Annotated in this window: 16 protein-coding genes and 1 tRNA gene; 8 read left to right on the forward strand and 9 right to left on the reverse strand. The window is 44.0% G+C overall.

Going from position 1 to position 18,327, the window contains the following annotated elements:
* Nucleotides 1-16 precede the first annotated feature (16 nt).
* Nucleotides 17-2,434, reverse strand: a complete 2,418-nt coding sequence (locus RTJ53_RS06410; RefSeq protein ID WP_312276335.1) for a RelA/SpoT family protein — start codon at nucleotides 2,432-2,434, stop codon at nucleotides 17-19.
* Nucleotides 2,435-2,985: 551 nt separating this feature from the next.
* On the opposite strand from RTJ53_RS06410, the gene RTJ53_RS06415 reads away from it, so the two are divergent.
* Entirely contained in the window at nucleotides 2,986-4,170 is a 1,185-nt protein-coding gene (locus RTJ53_RS06415) for a DUF1615 family protein (protein WP_312276413.1), read from the forward strand.
* On the opposite strand, the gene rlmD is transcribed toward RTJ53_RS06415, so the two are convergent.
* Nucleotides 4,167-5,678 carry a 23S rRNA (uracil(1939)-C(5))-methyltransferase RlmD gene (rlmD, locus tag RTJ53_RS06420; protein ID WP_312276336.1) on the reverse strand — a complete coding sequence of 504 codons (1,512 nt, stop codon included), beginning with the start codon at nucleotides 5,676-5,678 and terminating at the stop codon, nucleotides 4,167-4,169. The two genes, RTJ53_RS06415 and rlmD, sit on opposite strands and share 4 nt — an antisense overlap.
* Before the next feature lie 157 nt (nucleotides 5,679-5,835).
* Between rlmD and RTJ53_RS06425 the strand changes: the two genes are divergently transcribed.
* The 3 genes from RTJ53_RS06425 (at nucleotide 5,836) to RTJ53_RS06435 (ending at nucleotide 9,082) form a co-directional block, all read left to right on the forward strand.
* Nucleotides 5,836-6,471 carry a glutathione S-transferase family protein gene (locus RTJ53_RS06425; protein ID WP_312276337.1) on the forward strand — a complete coding sequence of 212 codons (636 nt, stop codon included), beginning with the start codon at nucleotides 5,836-5,838 and terminating at the stop codon, nucleotides 6,469-6,471.
* A gap of 143 nt (nucleotides 6,472-6,614) precedes the next feature.
* Nucleotides 6,615-8,165 (forward strand): CYTH and CHAD domain-containing protein, encoded by a 1,551-nt coding sequence (locus RTJ53_RS06430; protein ID WP_312276338.1) that lies wholly within the window; start codon nucleotides 6,615-6,617, stop codon nucleotides 8,163-8,165.
* Between the two features lie 128 nt (nucleotides 8,166-8,293).
* Nucleotides 8,294-9,082, forward strand: coding sequence for a hypothetical protein (locus tag RTJ53_RS06435; RefSeq protein WP_312276339.1), 789 nt, complete (start codon nucleotides 8,294-8,296; stop codon nucleotides 9,080-9,082).
* 107 nt (nucleotides 9,083-9,189) lie between these two features.
* On the opposite strand, the gene RTJ53_RS06440 is transcribed toward RTJ53_RS06435, so the two are convergent.
* The 7 genes from RTJ53_RS06440 to gatC form a co-directional block, all read right to left on the reverse strand.
* Nucleotides 9,190-9,798: a nitroreductase family protein gene (locus tag RTJ53_RS06440; protein WP_050324646.1), complete on the reverse strand. Its 609-nt coding sequence runs from the start codon at nucleotides 9,796-9,798 to the stop codon at nucleotides 9,190-9,192.
* Nucleotides 9,799-9,993: 195 nt separating this feature from the next.
* Nucleotides 9,994-10,491 (reverse strand): L,D-transpeptidase family protein, encoded by a 498-nt coding sequence (locus RTJ53_RS06445; protein WP_312276340.1) that lies wholly within the window; start codon nucleotides 10,489-10,491, stop codon nucleotides 9,994-9,996.
* A gap of 98 nt (nucleotides 10,492-10,589) precedes the next feature.
* Complete coding sequence (locus RTJ53_RS06450; protein WP_312276341.1) at nucleotides 10,590-10,865, reverse strand: hypothetical protein; 276 nt, start codon at nucleotides 10,863-10,865, stop codon at nucleotides 10,590-10,592.
* A gap of 176 nt (nucleotides 10,866-11,041) precedes the next feature.
* A tRNA-Pro gene (locus RTJ53_RS06455) sits at nucleotides 11,042-11,118 on the reverse strand.
* Between the two features lie 46 nt (nucleotides 11,119-11,164).
* A complete protein-coding gene (gene gatB / locus RTJ53_RS06460; RefSeq protein ID WP_312276342.1) occupies nucleotides 11,165-12,661 on the reverse strand; it encodes an Asp-tRNA(Asn)/Glu-tRNA(Gln) amidotransferase subunit GatB in 1,497 nt (498 codons plus the stop codon).
* A gap of 11 nt (nucleotides 12,662-12,672) precedes the next feature.
* On the reverse strand, nucleotides 12,673-14,169 hold the full coding sequence (gene gatA / locus RTJ53_RS06465) for an Asp-tRNA(Asn)/Glu-tRNA(Gln) amidotransferase subunit GatA (protein WP_312276343.1): 1,497 nt from the start codon (nucleotides 14,167-14,169) through the stop codon (nucleotides 12,673-12,675).
* A gap of 57 nt (nucleotides 14,170-14,226) precedes the next feature.
* Entirely contained in the window at nucleotides 14,227-14,529 is a 303-nt protein-coding gene (gene gatC, locus RTJ53_RS06470) for an Asp-tRNA(Asn)/Glu-tRNA(Gln) amidotransferase subunit GatC (RefSeq protein ID WP_312276344.1), read from the reverse strand.
* A gap of 623 nt (nucleotides 14,530-15,152) precedes the next feature.
* On the opposite strand from gatC, the gene RTJ53_RS06475 reads away from it, so the two are divergent.
* The 4 genes from RTJ53_RS06475 (at nucleotide 15,153) to RTJ53_RS06490 (ending at nucleotide 18,322) form a co-directional block, all read left to right on the forward strand.
* The gene (locus RTJ53_RS06475) at nucleotides 15,153-16,184 is read left to right on the forward strand and encodes a rod shape-determining protein (RefSeq protein ID WP_128679945.1); all 1,032 of its coding nucleotides are present in this window, start codon (nucleotides 15,153-15,155) and stop codon (nucleotides 16,182-16,184) included.
* 165 nt (nucleotides 16,185-16,349) lie between these two features.
* Nucleotides 16,350-17,177 (forward strand): rod shape-determining protein MreC, encoded by an 828-nt coding sequence (gene mreC / locus RTJ53_RS06480; RefSeq protein WP_312276345.1) that lies wholly within the window; start codon nucleotides 16,350-16,352, stop codon nucleotides 17,175-17,177.
* Between the two features lie 11 nt (nucleotides 17,178-17,188).
* Complete coding sequence (gene mreD, locus RTJ53_RS06485; RefSeq protein ID WP_060995642.1) at nucleotides 17,189-17,674, forward strand: rod shape-determining protein MreD; 486 nt, start codon at nucleotides 17,189-17,191, stop codon at nucleotides 17,672-17,674.
* A gap of 18 nt (nucleotides 17,675-17,692) precedes the next feature.
* Nucleotides 17,693-18,322 carry a Maf family protein gene (locus RTJ53_RS06490; protein WP_312276346.1) on the forward strand — a complete coding sequence of 210 codons (630 nt, stop codon included), beginning with the start codon at nucleotides 17,693-17,695 and terminating at the stop codon, nucleotides 18,320-18,322.
* Nucleotides 18,323-18,327 lie beyond the last annotated feature (5 nt).

An 18,327-nucleotide genomic window follows, 5' to 3' on the forward strand; every position in this document is an offset into this window, starting at 1 on the left:
ACTCCTATTTAAAGCATTAAGACTTGTTGTTATTGACGATACGACGCGCCAAGATAATACCATGTTGCTGCTCTAGTTTTGCGAGCAGCTTAGACAACTGACTTAACCCCGTCACTTCTATGGTAAAATTCAACCGCGCGATATCATCATCCCCGCTTAGGGTATCGACTTGGCGGATATTGACATTTTCTTGGTCGATGATTTGGGTCAAGTCTTTGAGCAAGCCACGCCTGTCATACGATTCAAGGTATATTTGTACCAATTGGCTTTTGCCTTTATTGCCATACCAAGCGGCACTAATGGCGCGTTCAGGCTCACGCTCCACCAATCGCTCGTATTCGACGCAATCACTGCGGTGGACGGATACGCCATTGGACTGGGTGATATAACCCGCAATTGGCTCACCTTGCACAGGCGAGCAGCAATTTGCCAAGTGAATAGCAATGTTATCCAAGCCATCGACTTCGATTTTATATGCATCCAGCTTGCCTGTAGCTTTGGGGTGAATGCTGGGGATAAGCTCAGTATCAGTGACTTCGGGTTCTAAATCTAGATGACGACTGATATGACCGGTCAAATTGTGCAATTCAACGTTGCCATTGACTAGCCCTACCAAAATATCATCACTATTTTTGGCATTAAAAAATTTGACGTAATCATTTAAATCGATACTGTTAGGGTGTACCGACATGCGCGCCAATTCTTTGGTTAATATGTGCTTACCTGTTTCGATATTTTTATCACGGTCTTGCTTATTAAACCATTGGCGTAGTTTGCTGCGAGCGCGACTGGTATTGATATAACCTAAGGATGCCACTAGCCAATCACGGTTTGGTTCGCGTGATTGCTTGGTAATAATCTCAACTTGCTCGCCTGTTTTGAGCTGATAGGTGAGCGGCACATAGCGTTTGTTGACGCGAGCAGCTTGGGCGCGATTGCCGACATGGGTATGCACATGATAGGCAAAATCAAGCACGGTTGAGCCTTTGGGCAATTCGATGATATCGCCATCACGACTAAACACATAAATCCGCTCAAATTCACCAAAATCAACGACTTGTTCTTCTTCATCGAGCTCGCCTTGCTCATGCTCAACATGTTTATCTAATACAAATTTTAACGGGTCATGATTGTCAGCATTTTCTTGATTGAGCAATAACTGACGCAGTGAGCTGATTTTTTTGGTTAGATAGTCGTCTTTTTTGTTTTTGGTGCCTTCTTTGTAGTTGACGTGTGCACACATGCCAAGTTCAGCTTCATAGTGCATGTCAAAGGTGCGAATTTGTACTTCTAGCGATTTGTTCTCGGCAATCACCGCGGTATGTAGCGAGCGATAGCCATTGGTTTTTGGGTTGGTGATATAGTCATCAAACTGTTCGGGAATATAACGCCATAAACCATGCACCAGCCCCAATACGTGATAACAATCGGCATTGTTATGCACCAGTACCCGCAGTGCGCGGATATCATATAACTGGTCAAACGATAGTGATTTGAGTTTCATCTTACGATAAATCGAATAGATGTGTTTAACACGACCGGTGATTTCCCCGTCAATCCCTTGGGCAGCTAACGCCTCGCGCAGCTGTTGCGCAACCCGGTCGATATAGGTTTCGCGCTCGCTACGTTTTTCAGAGAGTAATTTGGCGATTTCTTTGTAGCGGTCAGGCGCAAGATAACGAAATGATAAGTCCTCAAGCTCCCATTTAAGCTGGGCAATACCCATACGATGCGCTAGCGGCGCGTAGATTGTCATGACCTCACGCGCGACGCGTTGCTGACGCTCTGGGCTGGCATACGACAGCTCTCGCATCGCAAAAGTACGCTCAGCCAATTTGATTAGCACCACGCGCACATCGTTGGTCATCGAGATGAGCATGTTGTAAATGCCCGATAACTGCTCGCGCTGGTTGTTGTTAAAGTGGTCTTCTAAGCGCTTATTGTTCTCTATCAAATCGGACAGTCGCCCCAGCGCTAGGGTTTCTTGAACCAGCTCTGCGACTTCATCGCCAAAGGTGGCTTGGATTTGTTTGGGGGTAAAAATTTGGATACGCGCGGCACGATATAACATCGCAGCAACGAGCGTGGCTTCATCTTGGTATAGATAACCCAAAATATCCGCAATCCCAATCCCAGTCAAAAACGCATTAGAGCGGTTGCTTTCGGTACTTAAATCTTGATTTTTGAGTAGTTGACAAGCTTTGGTCAGCTCAGGCAGCTCAGTGAGATGAGCACGTTTTGCCATCGATGCCAGCCAAGCTTCGGTATCAATGGTATGCTCATCGATGATGTGGCTGGCAGGCTCAGAGAGAATGGGCAAATCAGTATGGGTGAAATGACGCTGGCTGGCAGTGATACTCGCAATCATCGTAGTACTATCATGATCAACGTCTTTTCCATCCAATAGCGGCAAACTTTCTCGTATTTTTACCATGTCAATTCTACACCTTACTTACCAGATTTCCTCAAAGAGCAAAAAAACTAACCTTGTTCATTTAAAATTATCAACTCACTTTCCCTGTGAATTTTTGTGTGATTAAGTTTGATTTGATACTGCGCTAGCAATAATAAAATATGACAGAGTAGTCGCTATAGCAGCGCGTTTTAGCTATGATAGTGCGTTGGTTTTGGGCGTGTTAACCCTTGAAATAAATGTTAAACGTTAAAATAAAGTAAATGCCATATTCACTTTATATATCTTAACCGTTTTAGGGTTGCCCATGTTTGGCCATTTAACACTAACTTTATTACGCTTACTCATGTGTTAATTTTATTAAGATGTGTCTATTAGCAAACAATTGCAAGTCAACCCGTCGATAAAATTTTTGTATCACTCAAATGAGTGTTAGGCAACGACCCAATCAGCGATTTGCCCGAACTTCAATCCAAATTAAGATAAAACTATCTTGTTCAGTATAGGTGAGTTTAATGAAATTACCATCTCATTTTGTTACAAATGCGACTACTGTAGCGTCAGATTTTACCATGACCCGCTCAAAAAGCCTTGCGAACTTTGGTAAAACCCTGTCAACGTTGGCGATAACGCTGACTTTATCGCTTGGATTGACAGGGTGTGATTATTTTCAAACGCAAACCGACGCTAACTCGCCCATTGGTGCCAAACAAATTGCCAAACTGATTCCCAAACGTGGACAAGATAGCAAAAGCTGGGCACAAGATATCAATCAAATTTTTGATACCCTAAAAATAGAAAAAAATGCGCAAAATATTTGTACCGCTGTCGCCATTATCGACCAAGAGTCTAATTTTAAAGCCAATCCGCCTGTTCCGAATTTGGGGCAATCAAGCCTAAAAGCGATGAATGAGGAGTTGGAAGAAAAATTGGGCTCAACGCTAGCCCCATATTTTCGCACCATGCTAAAAACTGAGCCCACGCCCGATAACAGCTTTGAAAAACAAATCGCTAAAGTCAAAACCGAAGAAGAACTTGACGATATTTATCATCAGATGTTTGCGTATTTTTCAAGCAAATATTATGCCAGCAAGCTTAACAGTGTCACCAAACTGGTAGGCGGGGATATTGAAGAAAAATTAGACCCGATTACCACGTTAGGCTCAATGCAGGTGCAAGTAAGTTATGCGCGTGACCATCGCCGTATGAATGGCAATAACCTTGAACTGCGTAAAGACCTATATAGCCAATATGGCGGATTGTACTATGGTATCCATCGCTTGCTACTGTATAAAGCCAATTATCAAGACCCGATTTATCGCTTCGCTGACTACAATTCAGGGATGTATTCAAGCCGTAATGCCGCTTTTCAAAAAATGCTGCACGAGCTATCTGATGCCAAGATTGACTACGATGGGGATTTATTGATTTATGAAAAAGGCAATAAAATCAGTGCCAATATCAGCCAAAGTGAGCAGGCGCTGATATCAATGATACAACAAGGCATGATTAGCCTAACAGAACGGCAAATACGTATGGACTTGGCAAAAGAAAAAAGCCAAGATTTTGAAAATACCGAAACCTACCGTACCATCGGTAGTCTTTACAAAATGAAAACCGGCAAAAATACCCTTACCGCCATCATGCCACAAGTGGTTATCTCTGGGGCAAAACTCAGCCGCGATTACAATACCAAATGGTACGCCGACAAAGTCAACGTACGCTATTTAAATTGTATGAATAAAGCCAAATTTTAGCGTTTCTCAAATCGTGCAATGCTTTCCACATGCCCTGTGTGCGGGAACATATCCATCACGCCCGCGTGGGTGAGTTTATAGCCTTTTTCAAGTAGCACAGCGGTATCACGAGCAAGCGTGATGGGATTGCACGACACATAGACGATGCGTTTGGCATTGAATTTATCCAGATACTGCATCACTTCTAAGGCGCCTGAGCGCGGTGGGTCAATCAGCAGTGCATCGACTTGCCCAACCCAAGGCTCAGCAGAAAAATCTTTGGTCAAATCTTGGGCAAAAAAGTCGGTATGGTGCAAGCCGTTGGCGGTGGCATTCATTTTAGCGCGTTCGGTCATCTCACTGCTACCTTCCACCCCAATCACAAAGCCAGTTTCACCCACTTGACGCGCGAGTGGCAGACTAAAATTGCCCAAACCGCAAAACAAATCAAGCACTCGCTCGCCTGGCTGCAATTCTAACAAATCAATTGCTAGCTTGGTCATTTTACGATTGACTGACAAATTGACTTGGGTAAAATCCAGTGGCGAGAATTCAAACGTCACATCAAACTCGGGCAATCGATAAAACAAACCGCCCGTCGGTGGTACGGTCAGGCTTGATGGGCGCGCATGGCCAGTATTTTCATACAATGGGTCAATACGATGTACCGTGTCGCTACCTTTGGGCTGTAAAAATAACTGCCAGTTACGCTCGGCAAAAAAAGCTTGCAGTTTTGCGATATCATGCTCACCTAAATCCACCATGTGACGGACAATAACGGCGATGGATTTTTTGCTATCGATAACATCCTCAAGCGTTTCACCCATCGCTAACTCAAGCTGTGGAATATGGTCACGGGCGTCAAGCGAACTGATAAGCGCTTTTAGCGGTTCAATTTCAAAGCCGACACGCGGGTCAAGCACATGGCATTCATTTAAATTTGCCAAAAAATTGCTGGCGCGCTCACGAAAACCGACCAATGCTGTGCCTTTTTTCTCGACATAGCGCACGCCCATACGTGCCTTGGTGCGGTAGCCCAAACGGTCAGCAACCAATGGAGGAAGCCAGTGTTCAGGCTGGATATGGGCTTGGTGCTCGAGCAGCTCTGCTAGTACCGATTGCTTAAATTGAATCTGCCCATCGGGTTGCCAGTGCTGTAAGCTACAGCCACCACACACCCCAAAATGCGGACAAGGTGGGGTCGTGCGCTCAGGGTTTGGGTTTGCCAGTACGAGAGCCGCATCACCTTCTTCCATACTTTTACGTGAGCCTGTGATTTTGACGCTTACGGTCTCATTGGGCAGCGCAAAGCTGACGAATACTTTTTTGCCATGTTTATCGAGGTGATGGTCGGGCTGATCACCGTAACTTGCCACGCCACGTCCGTCATGGGCAAGGTTGGTTACTGTGAGGGTAACGGGTGGGGCGTCTTGCAAACGTTTACGCACCCGCGCGGTGGGTTTGATTTTTTTGCTTGGGTTTTTGGTGAGTTGGGTAGACTGGGTTTGGTCAGCGGTAGCGTTTGGCATTTATTAAAAAACCTATTTAATCGAGGGTCAGTGTAAATATTTATTACAAAATTCATCAAAATTTTGTGGTTATGATAGCTTAAAATGGATTTTTTTTATATCAATACCTGACTTTACTATCTGACTTTACTTTATTAGCAAACCCAAAGAGAAAATCATGCAAAAATTAAAATTATACGGATTTAAAGGCGCCTGTTCATTTGTACCCCATACGGCGCTTAACCTGACAGGGGTGGATTATGACTTACAGCTCATCAGCCATGCAGATTCAAAAAAGCCAGATTATCTTGCCAAAAATCCACAAGGAACAGTGCCACTGCTAGCAATAGAAGCGGACGATTTTTATTTGGCGCAAAACGTGGCAATTTTACACTACCTTGACGAGAAATTCCCCCAAGCCCATATTTTTGGTAAAGGCAGTGATAAACAAAAAGCCAAAGCGCACCAATGGCTCGGCTACGCCAATGCCGATGTGCATAAAGCTTTTTTACCTTTATTCAACGCTGGGGCATTTATCGACGATAAAGACTTGCAGCCTAAAGTCGCTGAAAAAGCGCAACAACGGGTCATTGAAATTTTTAAAATCGCCAATGATAACTTGGCTGATAAAGATTATATGTCAGGCGAGTTTACTATTGCTGATGTGTATCTGTATGTCACCTTGCGCTGGGCGCATTTGCTAAAATTGGATTTATCTGGGTATCGGAATTTGGCAAAACTGATTAACAACGTGGAATCACAACCTGCAGTACAAAAATCGCTCAAAGAAGAAGGTTTGGATGTGATTGCATAACTGGTCATCACTTATCATAGGGCATTCTTTAAATGCTTTAAAATTTTACCACTAACAAATGAGCCAAGTGGTTATTTTTAAAAAGCAAAGTTGTGCTATGATGGTGTTTTATCCGTTAGCTATATAGGTTAATCGACATCATCATGCACGAACTAGAACTCAAGTTTGCTGTCCCAAGCTATCAACAAAGCGTCTTAAGAAAAAACATTGACACCAAAACTGCGCAGCAACAGCGCCTATCTGCGTATTACTTTGATACCCCCAATCAAGACCTTGCCAAAAAAGGCATTGCCCTGCGTATCCGCTTTGAAGACAGCCAATGGGTACAAACCCTCAAAACAGCGGGTGATGGCGTTGCCAAACGCGTTGAGCTCAATACCGTGCTGAGCCTGACGGGTACGCCAGATACCCTTGATGTTAGTAGCCTTGTGCCTGATGTTTCACTAATTACAGAGCCAACAGTCGTAGCGCAGTTGGCTAGCATCATGCCGCTTGATGAGCTCGCTCAAGCCTTAACCGTACAATATTTTACCGATGTGCAACGCACTTCTCGCCAAATTAAGAAAAATAACAGCCGCATCGAAATCGCTTATGATATCGGCAAGGTTGGCATAGGTCGCCTAAACTCACAAAAACCCGCCAATAATCATGGGTTAACCCAATCGGATATTCATGAAATTGAATTTGAGCTGCTTGAAGGTGACCCAAGTGATTTGATTGAGGTAGCTAAAACTTGGTGCAAAAAATACAAATTATATTTATCAACCGTTACCAAAGCCCAGCGGGGTAGTCTGCTACTCGCGAATAAGCGATTTGCCCAACCTGTCAAAGCGGATTTGGCTGTGCTGCAATTACACAAAGGCATCAGCCAATTTGCGTTTTTGCAGGCAGTGGTCAATAACTGCCTAGTGCAGATTTTGCCAAATGCCTCTGCAATTGCTGAAGGCAGTCCCGATGGAAACTTAGTACATCAACTGCGTGTCGGTATTCGCCGTTTGCGTACTGCCCTCAAACACTTCAAATTTGCCCCAGATTATATCGACCCAAATTGGCTGATGGTACTCAAACAAACCTTTAGTCTGCTAGGGGAGTATCGCGATAAAGAAATCTTGCAAATAAAAACCCAGCCCTTGCTGGAATCAGTCGGTGCACCGCATGTCGAGTGGTCAACGGCAGTCGATATCATGCCGATTGATGCAGTCAGAGCCAATGATTTTCAAATTCTGTTGTTAGAGCTGATTGGCTTCACCCATTTGCCCGTACCTGCCGATAATCCAAAAGCCAAAGCCCCAGTTGCCAAAAAGTTGGAAAAACTATTTACAGCAATTGCCGCGGCAAGTGATAAATTTGCCAGTCTTGATACTGACAGCCAGCATGGTGTGCGTAAAGACCTAAAAAGCCTGCGGTATGTCAGTGAATTTGCTGCGCCGCTTTTTGCCAACCAAACCAATGGCAAAAAAGGAAAAAAAGCGACGAAGCTCAATGCCTTTTTGCAATACTTAGAGCCTGCACAAGACGTACTCGGTGAATATAATGACAACGTGGTCGGTCATGCTAACTATCTTGAGAAAGCCAAAACTGACCCGAATGCGCTATTTGCGGTGGGTTGGTTTAGCGGACGTGAGCAAGCGAGTGCCGAGCAATGCGCGGTGAGTCTAAAAACAGTGAAAAATGCGCCAAAGTTTTGGTCATAGTTTGGCTTGATTGTATATAAATAACAGAGAATAAAATAAAAGTGCCTGTAAAAGTGGCTGATGCCTGTAAAAGTTCCTGAGTAGAAAGCACCAGTCAGTCAATCATTGTATTACTAGTTGGGTTAGTCATGCACGACATCATTCAGCCGCTAATCTTGATACCGACCACAGAAACCATGATGTATATTGTCGGTTTTGTGGAATTTTTATTGAGCTTTGCTTTTGCCTTATTATGGTTTATCTGTTTTTCAAATTATGATAAGCAGTCTCGCATTGCTAAAAAAGCCATCATTGCCCATGCAGTAGGCTGGCTTGTATTAATATCTGTAGGTCTGTTGTTGATTCCGAACGAGCGTACTGGTAGCTACTTGGATGTTTATGCCAACCTTGCTTTAGCCAATATCGGATTTATGATGGTGGTGGCGGGTGTATGTGCTATGCTCATCGCAAGTATTCCCAAGACAGGCGTTGCCTTGACGTTATTTTTTGCCATCGTATTTTCTGCGATTGGAGGTAAAGGCATTGGCGATTTTTTATCCCCCATAGCTATCCACACCAAAATTGATTGGATGAGTTTTGATGACACGGATTCCAAATTAAGTAGCCTCCATGTCGGCATTGAACATAGTGATTTGCAACAAGCGCCTTCTACCCAATTGGCTAAAACACTGCAAGAAAATGGCTGGCTTGATAACATCACCTTTGCAAACCAAGAGAATTTAACGACGCCCATTGCCATGGATTTGGTACAAGCGCCGTATTCTGGGTATTTATACCTGCCTGAAGAATATAGATTTACGCGTTATGGTAAAATGCTGTTTGGTGTTTTATCGGCAAGTTGGCTGATTATTTTGCTCTCTGCCCTGATGTTACTGCTCAAAGCTAACAAACAGCTGCCGAAAAAGAAGCTTGATTGACCCAGTTTTGTAGTGATTGGTAATCAAATTTATATAAAAAAGCCAATACCGTCAGATATTGGCTTTTTGCTTTTATTGTAACGCCTATCAAAACGCGTATTGGAAAATTATTTTCCGTAAACTTTTAAGCGTTTTTCGATAGGTTCAAAAGTTTTTTCACCGGCTGGAGCGGCGATACCACCAAATACCATCTGCGCAATGAGTTTCCAGTTGCTATCGATGTTCCATGTTTCTGCCACTTTTTCATCAATCACACCATTGTAATGCTGTAAGTTTGCACCGATGTTGAGCGCAGCTAAGGCGTTCCAAATTGCATATTGGTGCATCGCACTGGTGTGTTCAGCCCATACTGGGAAATTATGCGCATAAAGTGGGAATTGTTCTTGTAAGCCTTTGACCACTGATTGGTCTTCGAAATACAAGATAGTCCCTGCACCGGCTTTAAACATGGCCATTTTATCGGCAGTTGATTTAAATTTTTCATCATCATTCACCATCGCGCGTAGCAAATCTTCGGTGATTTGCCAAAGTTTTTGATGGTCTTCACCAAACAATACCACCAAGCGGCTTGATTGTGAGTTGAATGAAGAGGGGGTATGTAACACGGCATGTTCAACCAGTTTAACCACTTCATCTTTTGAGACAGGCAATTGGTCATTGAGCATATAGATAGAACGGCGAGTTTCTGCGATATTGTGTAATGTTTCGACTGACATAATCAGCTCCTTTTCATTGTTATTTGATAATCAATCTACCTTATTAATATTAACTAAAGTTAAAGCCGATTGATGTGACACGGCTATTATATGCCTAAAACCTAAGTAAAAAAAAGCTATTTTGTAATTTTTTTTAACCAATAATCATATTTATCAATTTTTTCTAATATATTATTAAGGTTAACTTTGATAAATTTACGGCAAAATTTCGACAACTGTACCAATATCCACTTGGTCATACAGTGTGATAACATCTTGATTGCGCATACGGATACAGCCATGAGAAAGCGGAATGCCCATCGGCTCGGTATCGGGCGTGCCATGAATGTAAATGTAACGCGCCTTGGTATCACATACCCCTTGCTCATTGGCGCCTTTGTTAAAGCCTTCTTCATAACCATCTAACCACAAAATCCGCGTCAAAATCCAGTCTCGATTTGGGAATGTAGTTGCCAAATGATCGTCATAAATTTCGCCGGTAAATTGACGTGCCACAAATACACTGTTGATAGGTAAATTATCACCAAATTTTTCGCTAATCACGTGCGCACCGAGCGGGGTGCAGCCAGTATCCTGCAGTTGTCCAATACCATTTTTGGCAGTAGAGATGGGGTAAGTTTGTGATTGAGTGGGGCTCAGATGTAAAGTAAGCTGTTGTTTTTCAATTGAAATAATGATTTTTGGGTAACACATAATCGACTCGTTCAACATTAAGCTTAGACTATCATAACAAAAAAGCCCATCATATTCATGACAGGCTTTTTAAGAAAAATTTGAAAACATACAATCACTTATTTGATGTCAGCAGTGGATACCCATAAGGTAGAATCGGCAATGTTCACAAAGCCATTTTTGGCTAATACCCAGCTAAACTTGATGCCTTTGGGCAGAGTCTGCACCACGGGGCATAAACGATTGGGACAAGAACGTACAATCGCATCTTTGTTGGTTTGTGCTCGATGAACGCTATCGGCTTGCGCAGTAATTGGTAAAACCACCCATACCAAAGCCGCAGCCAAATTTGTCAGTTTGTAGTTAGCAAGGAATGATTTAATGATCGCGCTCATGATTTTTCAAAAAATATAGTCAAATAAATACAGCCAAATAGGGAGAAAATTTTATCAAAAAATTATCTATCAAAACAAAGAAACTATTGTCATATTCACGTAAAAATACTGTGACAATAGGTATAAAAAAACTCAAAAAAGAAAAAGGCCTACGTAACACGTAAGCCTTTTTAATTTGGTCGGAACGGCGGGATTCGAACTCGCGACCCCTTGCACCCCATGCAAGTGCGCTACCAGACTGCGCTACGCCCCGAAAGGTGTACTATTCTACCAAAAATGACAGAATTTGCAATACCAACTTATCCAATTAGTTCTTTTAGCAGCTGATTAACTTGAGCCGGGTTGGCTTTACCTTTGGAGGCTTTCATCACTTGACCGACAAGACCGTTAAAGGCTTTTTCTTTACCTGACTTGTACTCATCGACCATCGCTTGGTTGTTTTTCAACACGTCTTCGACAATCGCTTTAATCGCGCCTGTATCGGTTTCTTGTTTTAAACCTTTATCGGCAATGATTTTATCTACGGCTGTTTCATCGTCACCGCCTTCGCCAGCGAATAGGGCGATAAAGGCCTGCTTGGCCAGCTTACCTGATAGCGTATTGTCTTTGATACGCTCTAGCAGTTTGGCAAATTGGTTCACTGAAATCGGGCTTTGCTCTATGGTTTTTTCATCTTTGTTGAGCGCGCCGAGCAGATCACCCATTATCCAGTTGGCAGCCAGTTTGGCGTTATCATGACCGACTTTTGCCACTACTTGCTCAAAGTAATCAGCGAGCGAGCGGCTAGCGGTTAAAATACGGCTATCGTATTCAGGTAAGCCAAGCGCCGATTGAAAACGCTCACGACGTGCCACTGGCAATTCTGGCATGGCGTTTTTGATTTGTTCAAAAGTTGCGGTATCAATATGCACAGGTAAAAGGTCGGGGTCTGGGAAGTAGCGGTAGTCGTTGGCTTCTTCCTTGGTACGCATTGAGCGCGTTTCATCTTTGTCTGGATCATACAGGCGAGTGGCTTGTATGACTTTGCCGCCGTCTTCAATCAAGTCAATTTGACGCTCGATTTCCACCATGATGGCACGCTCGATAAAGCGAAACGAGTTGAGGTTCTTAATCTCACAGCGAGTACCTAAGTCGGCACCGGGTTTTCGCACGGAGACGTTACAGTCGGCACGGAATGAGCCTTCCGCCATAATGGCATCAGAGATACCGAGCCAAGTGACCAGCTGGTGAATGGCTTTGACATAGGCAACCGCCTCGGCAGCTGAGCGCATATCAGGCTCTGAGACGATTTCAATCAGCGGCGTACCGGCGCGGTTTAAATCCACGCCTGTCATTTGTGGCACCGCATCATGCACCGATTTGCCGGCATCTTCTTCTAAGTGAGCACGGGTAATGTGAATACGTTTGGGATATTCGTTTTTTTCACCTTCATTGACCACGATGTCGATATAGCCTGTACCGACAATCGGGTGCGCCATTTGGCTGATTTGGTAGCCTTTTGGCAAATCGGGATAAAAATAATTTTTACGGTCAAAGGCGTTCATCATGCCAATTTCAGCATTGACGCCAAGCCCAAACATTACCGCTTTTTCTACCACATCTTTGTTGAGTACAGGCAGCGCCCCTGGCATGGCTAGGTCAACAATATTGGCTTGGGTGTTGGGTTCTTGCCCAAATAGGGTGGAAGCCGATGAGAAAATTTTGGTGTTGGTGTTGAGTTGGCAGTGGATTTCGATACCGATAACCACTTCATAGCCATCAACTAAAGGCGCTTGCGGTTTATTTTCGTTTGTCATAACAAGGCTCCTTAGGCTTTGGCGATGGGTGATAGTTGTTGGTGAAAATCTGTTACTTGCTGATACGCATCGGCAGTTTGCAGTAGTGTCTCTTCATCCCATGCTTTTGCAATCAGCTGTAAGCCGACAGGCAGATTGTCACCATCAAAACCCACCGGATGGCTTAATGAAGGTAAACCGGCTAAATTCACGCCAATGGTATAAACATCCCCCATATAAATTTCGGCAGGGCTAAGGCTTGCACCGATTTTATAAGCCGTCGTTGGTGCAGTTGGGGTGGCAATGACATCACAGCTTTCAAAGGCTTTGGCAAAGTCTTGGCTGATGAGGCGGCGCACTTTTTGCGCTTTGACATAATAGGCATCAAAATAACCCGCTGATAGCGCATAGGTACCCATCAAAATACGGCGCTGTACTTCGGCACCAAAGCCTTCAGAACGTGAGCGGGTGTATAAATCTTCCAAGTTTTTTGGGCTGTCACAGCGGTAGCCATAACGCACCCCATCATAACGCGATAAGTTAGATGAAGCCTCGGCTGGGGCGAGCAAATAATAAGTGGCAAGAGTGATTTCAGGTTTGGTCAAATTCACATCCACCAAGCTTGCACCCAAGGCTTGGTATTGTTTTAATGCCGCTTCTACACTAGCTTTAACTTCGCTATTTAAGCCATCGGCAAAGTATTCGGTTGGGATACCGATGCGTAACCCTTGAAGCGGTTTATCATGGCTGGCATTGGCTTGGCGTTTGGTGGTCAAACTAGCGACAAAATCCGGCACATCTTTGTTGGCGGATGTTGAATCTTTACTGTCATGACCTGATAACACGTTGAGCAAATAAGCACAATCTTCTGCGGTTTTACCAAAGCTGCCAGCTTGGTCAAAACTTGACGCATACGCCACCATCCCATAACGTGAAACACGCCCGTAAGTTGGCTTAATCCCTGTCAAACCACAAAATGACGCAGGTTGACGAATCGAGCCACCGGTATCTGAGCCTGTGGCAAAGGGCGCAAAACCTGCCGCAACCGCAGCTGCGCTCCCGCCCGATGAACCGCCTGGTACACGGCTGATATCCCAAGGGTTGTGCACGGCGCCAAAGTATGATGACTCATTGTCCGAGCCCATTGCAAACTCATCCATGCTGGTTTTGCCAAGCATAACTAAGCCTGCATTTTGGCAGTTTTCAACGATGGTGGCGTTGTAAGGCGCCACAAAGTTTTCTAGCATTTTTGAGCCACAAGTGGTTAAAACGCCTTGGGTACAAAAAATGTCTTTATGAGCCAGTGGTACGCCCGTCAAGTCTGCGCCTTTGCCTTCTGCCAATAATTTATCGGCGGCAGCGGCTTGCGCTAATGCTTGTTCAGGCGTGACCGTGATAAAGCTGTTGATGGCTTTATCATGCTGGGCAATCCGATTAAGAAAATGTTGGGTAAGTTCGGTACTGCTAAAGTCTTTATTTTTTAGACCTGCCGCCAATTGGGCAACCGAAAACGTATGTAGTTCAGACATAATTTTCACTTATAATTAATTAACAAAAATTTGACAAGTTATTCGATGAGCTGTGGCTTATTCAATGACCTGTGGCACAAGGTATAAGCCATCAGCGACACTTGGCGCAATGGACTGATTTAGCTCACGATTGACTTCGACCCCATTACCGCCAACAACATCTTCACGCAGTGGCTGGGTCATATCATGGACATTGGTAAGCGGTGCGATATTGTCAGTATTGACCTCTGCCAAAATATCCATCATCGATAGGATTTTGCTTAGGTCATTGGCATAACTATCAGCCTGCTCAGTATTAACGCCAAGTCGAGCAAGTTTTGCGATGTTCATAATTTCATCAGTTGAAAGAGTCTGCGACATGATGACTTCCTTAAGTACAAACAAAAATAAAAAACGGACAAACAAGGCAAATGTTTAATGCGATTTTAAACCACCCAATTATAGCAACAGGCTATAATAAAAGAGGATAAAACCTGATAAAAACAGTTGCTTTAGTTTAGTTACTTTTAATAACAAATTTGAAAAAATAGGGTGATGTGACCTAAATAATTTGTCACAAAAAATTCGTGAATAAAGATAGAATGTGATTAAATCACTATATTTTGCGATATTTTACCGCTATAATCTAGCACTATTCTTACTAAACGCAAATTAATCGCATTAAAGTCACTATCGTCTAAACCTCTTTAAAATCATCGTCACCTTTTTTATCTAAAAAGATAGCCTTTTAACTGTTAATCGTTAAGAGTTTCTTGCTATTTTTTATGTAAAATATAGTTGCGTTAAGTAGCTTGCTTCAGATTTTTTTGTTAGTGGGTACGATAATAGGGTGGTTTTGAAACATGGGTATTAGGAACATCGGCATTAAAAGCTTTTAAATGAACGCTTTTAAAAAATGCGTCCTTGACTCGATGTGCGATTAAACACCCCGCTAATTTCTGCTTTGCTTGCAGTGTAGTTTTGTTATCACTGGGAAATGATACATGAGCCTTTTCGGATTTTTATCAAGTAATATCGCCATCGACCTTGGCACTGCCAACACGTTAATTTTCACCCCAGGTAAAGGTGTGGTCCTCAATGAACCAACGGTTGTTGCGCTTCGTAGTAACCGTACCCAAAATCCTACCGTTGCTGCCGTCGGTCTTGATGCCAAACAGATGCTAGGTCGTACCCCAGATAATATCACTGCGATTCGTCCACTCAAAGACGGTGTGATTGCCGATTTTGAAGTGACCCAAAAAATGCTCAAGCATTTTATCAACAAAGTGAAAGTCAAACGCTTTTTAGCCAATCCAAATGTGATTGTTTGTGTGCCTTGTAAATCTACTTTGGTAGAACGTCGTGCGATTCGTGAAGCGGTTGAATCGGCAGGCGCAAACAAAGCCTTATTGCTTGAAGAGCCTATGGCAGCTGCGATTGGCGCAGGATTACCCGTGCATGAAGCCAGCGGTTCGATGGTGGTGGATATCGGGGGTGGTACCACAGAGATTGCGGTGATTGCGCTATCAGGCTGTGTGTATGCCGACTCTATCCGTATCGGCGGTGATGTGTTCGATGAAGCGATTATTACTCATGTCCGCCGCACCCATGGCTGTGTGATTGGTGAAACCACGGCTGAACGCATCAAAACCGAAGTAGGCACGGCAATTGAAGATCCCGAAAACCCCTTGGAAGTGGAAGTGCGTGGTCGTAGCATGGCAGAAGGGGTGCCTAAATCATTTGTGGTGACATCCGCCGAAATCCAAAAAGCCTTAAGCGACCCTATTACTGGTATCATCTCAGGTGTCAAAGCGGCGCTTGAGCAAACCCCGCCTGAATTATCAGCCGATATCGCAGAGCGTGGTATTGTATTAACCGGTGGTGGCGCACTATTACGCAATCTTGATGAACTGATTTCACGCGAGACAGGCTTGCCCGTCACTGTAGCTGAAGACCCACTGACTTGTGTCAGCCGTGGGGGTGGTAAAGCACTAGAGTTTATCAATAACAAAGCATTGAATATGATTTTTGTCTGATGTTAACTGATGTGTTACCGTTAACCGCTATTTTTTAATAGCGGTTTTATTGCTTTATTGACAAGATGATTTTACGATAGCTTTTTTTAAAAGATTTTTGCTACCCTTATCTGTGTTGTGCCGCTTGCTGTATTGACCGCCACAGATTTTACTTGGATGTTACTTATGTCACTTACTATTTTTACCCAACAACCACTCGCCATTCGCAAGACCCTTATTGTGGTGTTTGCGGCGATTGTGCTGATGTTATTGGATAGTAAAAATAGCACTTGGTTTCAGCCGGTACGTACCGTGACCCATGCCGCCATGCAGCCCATCTATCAAGTATCGGCTTACCCAAGTTTTTTTGCAGGCTGGCTTGATAGTACCATGACCGAAAAAGAAGCATTACGCCGTGAGAATGTCCAGTTAAAAGCTGAGCTGGTGCATGCCAAAGCGCAATTGCAGCAGCAAGATTATCTTGTCGCGCAAAATGCCCGACTGCAAGGGATTTTATCCGCCACCACGCCAGACCAGTTTAATTTGCTGTTGTCGCATGTCATTGGTACCGATAGCAATCCACTGCGGCAAATGGTGGTCATCAATAAAGGCAGCAAAGACGGAGTGATTGTCGGGCAAACGGTGATTGATGAAAACGGTATTCTTGGACAAGTCGTCAATGTTTATCCCGATACCTGCCGTGTGGTGTTAATCAGCGATGACCAACAATCGGTTGCAGTGACTATTAAACGTACCGGGCAAAAAGCCATTGTATCGGGCAAAGGTAATCCGCAGTATTTGGTGCTAGATTATATCTTTAAGGCATCGGATGTACGCATTGGTGATGAGCTGATTTCATCGGGGCTTGGCGGTCGTATTCCTGCCGGATTTCCTGTTGGGCGGGTGGCAAAAGTAGAAGCCGAGCAAGCGGGCGGCTATGCCAAGATTATGGTGAAACCCGCTGCCAATTTTATCAATACGTCTTATGTTTTATTGCTTCAACAAAAGGTTTAAAATCACTGATTATGGTCGTCGTTCAGCGCAAAAAAACCAAACAGCATTTATATATTGTGATGGCAATCAGTTTTATCATCGCATCGGTACTTAGTGTGTATCCGCTGTCGGCAGAGATTGCGCTATTTCGTCCGATGTGGATGATCATGATGCTGATTTTTTGGCTAATATTTCAACCGACTTTAATTGGCATGGGATTGGCGTTTGTGGTTGGTTTGTTTGCTGATTTACTGACGGATAGTCGAATCGGTCAGCAAGCCTTATGTGCAGTGCTGGTGGCATTTTTTATTAAGTTTGTCAGTGGTTATTTACGCCAATTGTCCTCAAACTTGGTGTGGCTTTTGGCGGGAGCCTGTCTGCTGATTTATCAATTTGGGTTAATTTTTCTGCATTTATTTACCCAAGGGGTGTTTGCACCGCAACTGCTTTATACTGTTGCGGTCAGTACCTTAATTTGGCCACTGTTAGTCGCTGTCATGCTGCGTTATACGCGATAAGCGTATTGAGAAGTTATTATGTATCAATTTAATGCCACTATACCCATTATCTTGGCGTCCACATCACCTAGACGGCGTGAGTTGTTAGATCAAGTTGCGGTGCCACATACTTGTGTGGCAGTCAACATTGATGAAACACGGCTAGCAGAGGAATCGGCGATTGACTATATTGGGCGTATGGTTAATCAAAAAGCGCAAGCCGCTTTACAAGTTTTGCCAACCGCTATGACCGAGTGTGTGGTGATTACCGCCGATACTATTGGCGTATTGCTGGATGGGGCAGTGCTGCAAAAACCTATAGATTTTGCCGATGCCTGTGCGATGTGGCGGCAAATGAGCAATGCCTCGCACCAAGTATGGACTGCAGTGCAAGTGAGCCGACTGGCGCAGCGTGGCGGTGAATGGCAGATGGATTATGCTGAGCGCACTGTGGTGAAAACTGATGTCAAATTTATCGCGCTCACTGACAGCATGATGGCGCATTATTGGCATACGGGTGAACCACAAGACAAAGCCGGCGGTTATGCCATTCAAGGGCTGGGCGCTGCGTGGGTCAAAGCGATTGATGGTAGCTATAGCAATGTGGTTGGACTGCCATTGGTGGAAACTTTAGATTTGCTTTCTCAGGTGCTGCAAACCCATCAGTAAAAATA

The organism is Moraxella sp. CTOTU46711, assembly GCF_031975715.1.
Taxonomy (GTDB): Bacteria; Pseudomonadota; Gammaproteobacteria; order Pseudomonadales; family Moraxellaceae; genus Faucicola.